This is a genomic window from Pseudomonas sp. K5002 (genome assembly GCF_013386655.1).
Classification (GTDB): domain Bacteria; phylum Pseudomonadota; class Gammaproteobacteria; order Pseudomonadales; family Pseudomonadaceae; genus Aquipseudomonas.
Genome location: NZ_JACARK010000371.1, coordinates 1 through 7,187 on the forward strand (window position 1 = coordinate 1; position 7,187 = coordinate 7,187).

At 61.9% G+C, this 7,187-nt stretch carries 7 protein-coding genes; 6 read left to right on the top strand and 1 reads right to left on the bottom strand.

The genetic code is table 11. The features are described 5' to 3' along the window. On the bottom strand, nucleotides 1-522 hold a 522-nt coding region (locus tag HX846_RS17730), incomplete at its 3' end, for a LysR family transcriptional regulator (RefSeq protein WP_178965807.1). 114 nt (nucleotides 523-636) lie between these two features. Here HX846_RS17730 and HX846_RS17735 point away from each other — a divergent pair. The 6 genes from HX846_RS17735 to HX846_RS17760 all read left to right on the top strand — a co-directional run. Beyond that, on the top strand, nucleotides 637-1,518 hold the full coding sequence (locus HX846_RS17735; RefSeq protein WP_008432881.1) for a hypothetical protein: 882 nt from the start codon (nucleotides 637-639) through the stop codon (nucleotides 1,516-1,518). 50 nt (nucleotides 1,519-1,568) lie between these two features. Continuing rightward, nucleotides 1,569-2,795, top strand: coding sequence for a Xaa-Pro peptidase family protein (locus HX846_RS17740; protein ID WP_178965808.1), 1,227 nt, complete (start codon nucleotides 1,569-1,571; stop codon nucleotides 2,793-2,795). 389 nt (nucleotides 2,796-3,184) lie between these two features. Beyond that, complete coding sequence (locus tag HX846_RS17745) at nucleotides 3,185-4,810, top strand: ABC transporter substrate-binding protein (RefSeq protein WP_087693500.1); 1,626 nt, start codon at nucleotides 3,185-3,187, stop codon at nucleotides 4,808-4,810. A gap of 68 nt (nucleotides 4,811-4,878) precedes the next feature. Then, nucleotides 4,879-5,832: an ABC transporter permease gene (locus HX846_RS17750; RefSeq protein WP_178965809.1), complete on the top strand. Its 954-nt coding sequence runs from the start codon at nucleotides 4,879-4,881 to the stop codon at nucleotides 5,830-5,832. Further along, nucleotides 5,829-6,665, top strand: coding sequence for an ABC transporter permease (locus HX846_RS17755; RefSeq protein ID WP_003218574.1), 837 nt, complete (start codon nucleotides 5,829-5,831; stop codon nucleotides 6,663-6,665). The genes HX846_RS17750 and HX846_RS17755 overlap by 4 nt, the downstream gene beginning before the upstream one ends. Nucleotides 6,666-6,667: 2 nt before the next feature. Beyond that, nucleotides 6,668-7,187 (top strand): ATP-binding cassette domain-containing protein (locus tag HX846_RS17760; RefSeq protein WP_178965810.1); only part of this gene is annotated, 520 nt, incomplete at its 3' end.

The following is a 7,187-nucleotide window of genomic DNA, read 5'->3' on the forward strand; positions in this document are numbered from 1 at the left end:
ACTCCAGCTGGGCGCCGCGACCCACACCAACGGCTCGTCGCACAGGTATTCCCCGCTGTGCAAACCTGCGTGTTCCACCCCCAGCACCAAGTCCAGCTCGCCCCGTTGCAGGCGCCCCACCAGGGCCGTCGACATCTCGCAGCACACATCGGGCCGTACCTGGGAGAACTGCGCCTGGAAGTCCTTGAGCATCCCGCCCAGGCAATACTCGGCGTAGTCCTCGGGCATGCCGAGGTGGATACACACCTGTTGATTGGGCAATTGCGCGGCGCTGACGGCTTCGCTGTGCAGCTTGAGGATCTGCCGGGCGTAGATCAAAAAGGTTTCGCCACCGGGGGTCAGGCCCACCGAGCGGCTGGTACGGCGGATCAGTGGCGTGCCGACGATGTCTTCCAGGCGTTGCAGGCTCTGGCTGACGGTGGATTGGGTCTTGTGCAGGCGCTCGGCGGCCGCCGAAAACCCCTGGCACTCGATAATTGCCACAAACACTTTAAGCAGGGTGCCATCCAGTTCGCCCGACATAACTATCGCCCTCGCCGATGGATTCGATCACAACTTGTAATTTCCACTTTGCACCTCGTTCAGCAACTATCGGGTCAGCCAAAAAACACCAACTGATAGTTCCGGGAGTCTTGCATGAGCCTTCAACTTGCTGACGCTGAAGTGGGCGATATCAGCGACATTATTAATACCGAGCTGTATCCCATACATGATTCGGGCCATGTTCAATTACAGGCCCTGATCGAACACGCCCGGGCCGAACTGGCCGAAGACGGCTGCTGCCTGCTGAAGAACTTCCTGCGCCCCGCAGCGCTTGAGCAGGCGCGCCTGGAAGGTTTGGCGCTGTCGGGCAAGACGTTTTATTCGGTGCGCAAGGTCAACGCCTACTTCACCGAGGACGACACCTCCCTGCCCCACGATGACCCGCGCCGCACGTTCATGGAGCGCACCAGCGGCTTTGTGACCCGCGACATGATCGCCCCGGACGCGATCATCCACCGGCTGTACGTGTCGCCGATGATGAAACGCTTTATCGGTGCCTGCCTGAATGAGCCGGAAATCTTCGAGTACGCCGACCCGTTCGCCGGGCTGGTGATCAACGTGATGCCGGACGGCACCGAGCAGCCCTGGCACTTCGATACCAACGAATTCATCGTCAGCATGATGACCCAGAAGCCCGAGGCCGGCGGCCTGTTCGAGTACGCGCCGATGATTCGCTCGCGCACCCAGGAGAACCTCGGCGCCGTCGGCAAGGTGGTGCGTGGCGAGGACCGTTCGCGGGTGCAGGAACTGGAGCTGAATCCCGGCGATTTGCAGATATTCAAAGGGCGTTTTTCGGTGCACCGGGTGACCCGCGTGGAAGGCGCCACCGAGCGCAACACGGCGATCTTCGCCTACTCCGAAAAGCCCGGAATCATTGGCCGTGCCCAGCGCACCAAGCAGCTTTACGGACGCCTGTCCGAAGCCCATCTGCAAGCCGAACGCAACCTGGTCCGCAGCGACCAGTTGCTCGACTGATTCATACCTAAAAAACCTTGAAACCGTATGTGCCCTGCGAGGAACACCCCATGAGTCTGTCCGGCCCCAACCGCAACCCCGCTGACTGCGAACCTACCCATGACGAGATCCAGCAGATCCAGTTGGACCGTCTGCAACGGGTACGCAACGAGCTGAAAAAACGCGACTACGCCGCCTGCGTACTGTTCGACCCTACCCACATGCGCTACGCCACCGGCTCACGCAACATGCAGGTGTACTCGGCGCGCAACCCGGCCCGCTATGCGTTTATCCCGGCAGAAGGCCCGGTGGTGGTGTTCGAGTTCGGCGGCTGCCTGCACCTGGCCGAAACCCTCAACACCGTCGATGAAGTGCGCCCGGCCAAAGCCATCTCCTATTACTTCTGCGAAAGTTTCCTGGGCAATGTCACCGCCGACTGGGCCGCGGAAATCGATGAGCTGGTGCGCAAATGCGGCGGCGGCAAACGCATCGCCATTGAAAGCGCCACCTCCGCTGCGGCCTTCGAACTGCAAAAGCTCGGCTATCAGATATTTGATGCCCAGGAACCGCTGGAACGTGCGCGCTGCATCAAGGTGCCGAACGAACTCAAGATGATCCGCGCCAGCCTGCGTGCCACCGAAGCCGGGGTGCGCCTGATGGAAAGCAAACTCACCCCCGGCATCAGCGAGAACGAGCTGTGGTCGCACCTGCACCAGCACGTGATCGCCACCGACGGTGATTACGTCGAGACCCGCCTGCTGTCCTCCGGCCCACGCACCAACCCGTGGTTCCAGGAGTGCAGCACCCGGCCCATCGAAGCCGGCGACCTGGTAGCGCTGGACACTGACGTGGTCGGGCGTTTCGGCTACTACGCCGACTTCTCGCGGACCTTCCTGTGCGGTGAACAAGCCGCCACCGCCAAGCAGCAGGAGCTGTACAAACTGGCCTACGAGCAAGTGCAGACCAACATGGAAATGCTCAAGGCCGGGCGCAGTTTCAAGGAGTACGCGGAACTGGCCTGGAAGATTCCCGAGCATTACAAAAACAACCGTTACTTCGCCCTGGTGCACGGGGTTGGCATGACCGGTGAATACCCCTACGTGGTGCATCGCGAAGACATTGATGCCCTGGGCTACGACGGTGTGTTCGAAGCCGGCATGACCATCTGCGTGGAAAGCTACATCGGCCACGACGACGGCGGCGAAGGGATCAAGCTCGAAGAGCAGATCTACATCCACGAACACGGCATCGAGTTGCTCTCCGACTACCCGTTCGACCCGCGCTTGTTGAGGTACTGATCGTTCCCACGCTCTGCGTGGGAATGCATCCCGTGACGCTCTGCGTCACCGTTTCGCAGAGGGGGCGCGGAACGTCCGGGGCGGCATTCCCACACAGAGCGTGGGAACGATCGGTCGGTGGGGAGCGACATGTAACATGCGTTTATAGAACGTTCCAACGCAGAATTTGTCGTTTGTCGATCTTTGCGCAAATGACAAAACTGCGGGCATCTCTAATAAAAACAACATGAGAGCTGCCCTATGTCCTGTCCCATTGCCACCCTCCCGACTTCGTTGCGCCTTGTTCTTCTGCCGGCTTCACAGCGGTCACGGTCGCGCCTTCGCGGCGCTTGCCATTGACCCTTGCGGTTCAACAAAAAAACGCATATTCGCAAGTACCGGAGAGGCTTATGAAAGAGTTGACTACCCTGGACGGCGCCGCGCCGCATCCAGCCGTAAATGATCTGTGTGCCCAAGTGCAAAGCGGCGAAATCAACCGCCGCCAATTCCTGCGCACGGCCGCGCTGCTGGGCATCACCGTCGCCAGTGCCAGCACCTTTCTCGGTTCCGCACTGCTGGGCAATGACGCCCAGGCCGCCGAGCCACGCCAGGGCGGCAGCCTGCGGTTTGCCTGCGCGATCCAGGAAATCCAGGACCCGATGCTGATCACCTGGATCGAAGCCTCGAACCTGCTGCGCAACTCGGTGGAATACCTGACCTGGGTCGACGCCGACAACATCACCCACCCTTACCTCGCCGAGAGCTGGAGCCCGTCGGAAGACCTCGCCACGTGGACCTTCAACCTGCGCCAGAACGTGAAGTGGAGCAACGGCGACACCTTCAACGTCGACGACGTGCAGCACAATATCGAACGCTGGATCGCCGCCGATTCCAAGTCGGTGAACCGCACCGCGTTCCAGGACATCAAGGCCTTCGAAAAAGTCAGCGAGTTCCAGTTCCGCCTGGTGCTCAAGCGGCCGATCCTGGCGATCCCGGAGATGCTCAACGCCTTCACCTGCGCCATCGTGCACCGTAGCTTCAAGGCCGGTGACGACTGGGCGAAAAACCCGCTGGGCACCGGGCCGTTCAAGCTGGTTTCATTCGCCGTGAACAAGCAGGCGACCTTCGCCAAGCGCGCCGACTACTGGGGCAAACCAGCCAACCTTGACGAGTTGCGCTACATCGACATGGGCACCGACGTGTCCACCCACCTCGCCGCCCTGCAAGCCGGACAAGTCGACGTGCTGTACCGCGTGACGGTGGCTGAACTGGACCTGGCCAAGCGCTTGCCCGGGGCCCAGTTGCTGACCTGCAAGTCGGCGCAAACCGTGGTGATGCGCATGGCCTGCGACCAGAAGCCGTTCACCGACCTGCGCATCCGCAAGGCGGTGGTGCTGTGCGCCGATAACGCGCAGATGCTGAAGATCGCCTATCGCGGCATGGGCACCCTCGGCGAAGACCATCATGTGGCGCCTTCCCACCCCGAATATTTCCCGCTGCCCAAGCGCAACCGCGACGTCGCGGCGGCCAAGAAGCTGCTGGCCGAAGCCGGCTTCCCCAACGGCATCGACATTGACCTGATCGTCGGCAACACCCAGGGCCGCTATGAACAGGACTGCGCGCAGATCCTGCAACAGAACTGCCTGGAAGCCGGGATCCGCATCAACCTCAAGGTGATCCCTGCTGCACAGTACTGGCCGATCTGGGATAAGGCCGCCTTCAGCCTGACCTACTGGGCCCACCGCCCGCTGGGCGTAATGTCCCTGGAACTGGCCTACCGTGGCGGTGGTGCCTGGAACGAAAGCCATTACAGCGACCCGGCGTTCGATGCCGCGCTGGACAAGGCCATGGGCATCATCGACCCGAAACAGCGCGCCGTGGCGATGGAAGATGTCGAACGCATCCTGCAGGACGCCTGCGTGATCGTGCAGCCGTTCTGGGGCGACAAGTTCACCGCCGTGAGCAAAAAGGTCCAGGGCTTCCAGGTGCACCCTTCCGACTTCTACCCGATGGACAGTGTGTGGATGAGCGCTTGATTTAGCGCACGCCCTCCTCCCTGCCCGCACACGGGCAGGCATCCCTTGAACAGTCGGAGCATGCACCCATGGCTCATTTTCTGATGCGCAAGTTATTGGCGCTGGTGGCGACCCTGCTGTCGGTGTCATTGATCGTGTTCCTGGCCCTGGAACTGAATATCGAAGACGTGGCGATCAACGTCCTCGGCCCCTACTCCGCCGCCGACCAGCGCGCCGCGTGGCTGGTGGAACATGGCTATAACCAACCCTTTGTGTGGCGCTACCTGGTGTGGCTCAAGGACTTTGTCAGCGGCGACTGGGGCACCTCGGTGTACTTTCGCGAATCAGTGATCAAGCTGCTGCTGCCGAACCTTGCGCAAACCCTGACCCTGGCCGGCCTGGCCTTGCTGGTGATGGTGCCGGTGGCGTTGACCCTCGGCATTCTGGCCGGGATTCGCCAGGGCTCGGCGCTGGACCGCCTGGTGTCGTTCCTGTCGATCGTCACCACCTCGATTCCCGACTTCGCCAGCGCGGTTTTCGTCTCCGCGATCTTTGTGTTCTGGCTTAACTGGCTGCCCGGTGTGAGCAGCATGAGCGAAGGCTTCAGCGTCGTGCAATTGGTGCTGCCACTGATGGTGCTGTGCCTGTTCGGCATCGGTTACCTGGCGCGCATCACCCGGGCCTCGATGGTGGAAGTGATGCAGGCGCCGTACATCCGCACGGCGCGACTCAAGGGCGCATCGACCTCACGCATTGTGCTGCAGCATGCCCTGCGCAATGTGCTGATCGCGCCGGTCACGGTGATCATGCTGTACATCCCGTGGCTGCTGTCGAACGTGATCGTGGTGGAGGTGTTCTTCGCCTACAAGGGCTTCGGCTCGCTGCTGTACACCGCCTCGCTGAACCATGACGTGTACCTGATCGAAGCCTGCGCGATGGTCAGTGCCGTGGTGGTGGGCATCACCAAGATTTTCTCGGACCTGGCCTACACCTGGCTCAACCCGCGCATCACCCTGCGCAGCCTCGGCGGAGGTGCCCAATGAACCTGCTGCACTCGTTCAAACATCCCTTGGCATTGCTCGGCCTGCTGCTGGTGGGCGGCTGGGTGGTGATCGCGCTGTTCGCACCGTGGATCGCGCCCCATGATCCGCTGGAAAGCTTCACGCCCTTACTGACGCCAATGACCGTCGGCGACAACGGCCAGAGCTTCCTGCTGGGCACCGATATGATTGGCCGCGACATTCTCTCGCGGCTGATCTGGGGCACCCGTACCGTGCTGTTCTGGTCGATCCTCGCCACGCTCACCGCGTTTGCCGTGGGCATCGCCATGGGCCTGTGCGCCGGCTACTTCAACGGCTGGGTCGACAGCGTGCTGTCGTATGTGGCCGACACGGTGCTGTCGTTCCCGGTGCTGGTGCTGTACATCGTGATCATCATCGCCCTCGGTGCTTCGGCGCTGAATATCCTGATTGCGGTGACCTTCACCAGCGCGCCGGCGATCTTCCGGATCATGCGCGCCCTGACCATCGATATTCGCTCGCGAGACTACGTGCTCAGCGCCATCACCCAGGGCGAAGGCTCGCTGCGGATCATGCTGGTGGAAATCCTGCCCAACTGCGGCGGGCCGCTGATTGTCGATTTCTGCCTGCGCATCGGCTACACCGCGATCATGATCGGCGCCCTCGGCTTCCTGGGCCTCGGGCTTCCGCCGCCCACACCGGACTGGGGCGGCATGATCAATGACGGCCGCGCCATGGCCATCGCCTTCCCGCACCTGGTGATCTTCCCGTGCATCGCCATCTCCACCCTGATGCTGGGCCTGAGCCTGTTGGCGGACGGCCTGGATGAACACGCCCAGAAAGGCGCAAGGAGTTGAGCATGAACCACACGCAAGTACTGCGGGTGCAGAACCTGTCCATCGAATTGCCCGCCGGCGCCGACCGCAGCCACGCGGTGCAAGGCATCAGCCTGGAAGTGCGCAAGGGCGAAATCCTCTGCGTGATCGGCGAGTCCGGCTCCGGCAAGTCCGTGCTGTCGGCGGCGATCATGGGCGACTATGCCAAGGGTTTGCGGCATACCGAAGGCGTGATCGACTTCCTCGGCGATGACATTTGCACCCTCGACGAGGAGCGTTTGCGCCAGCTGCGGGGCAACCGTATCGCGATGATTTTCCAGGAGCCCATGGCGGCGCTGAACCCGGCGATTCGCATTGGCAAGCAAGTGGAAGAGATCTTCGATATTCACGCACCGCAGATGCCTGGCGCTGAACGCCGCGAGCGCATGCTGGCGCTGCTGGAGTCGACGCAACTGCCGGACCCGCCACGCATCGCCAACAGCTTTCCCCATCAACTGTCTGGCGGGCAATGCCAGCGGGTGGTGATTGCCATGGCGCTGGCGA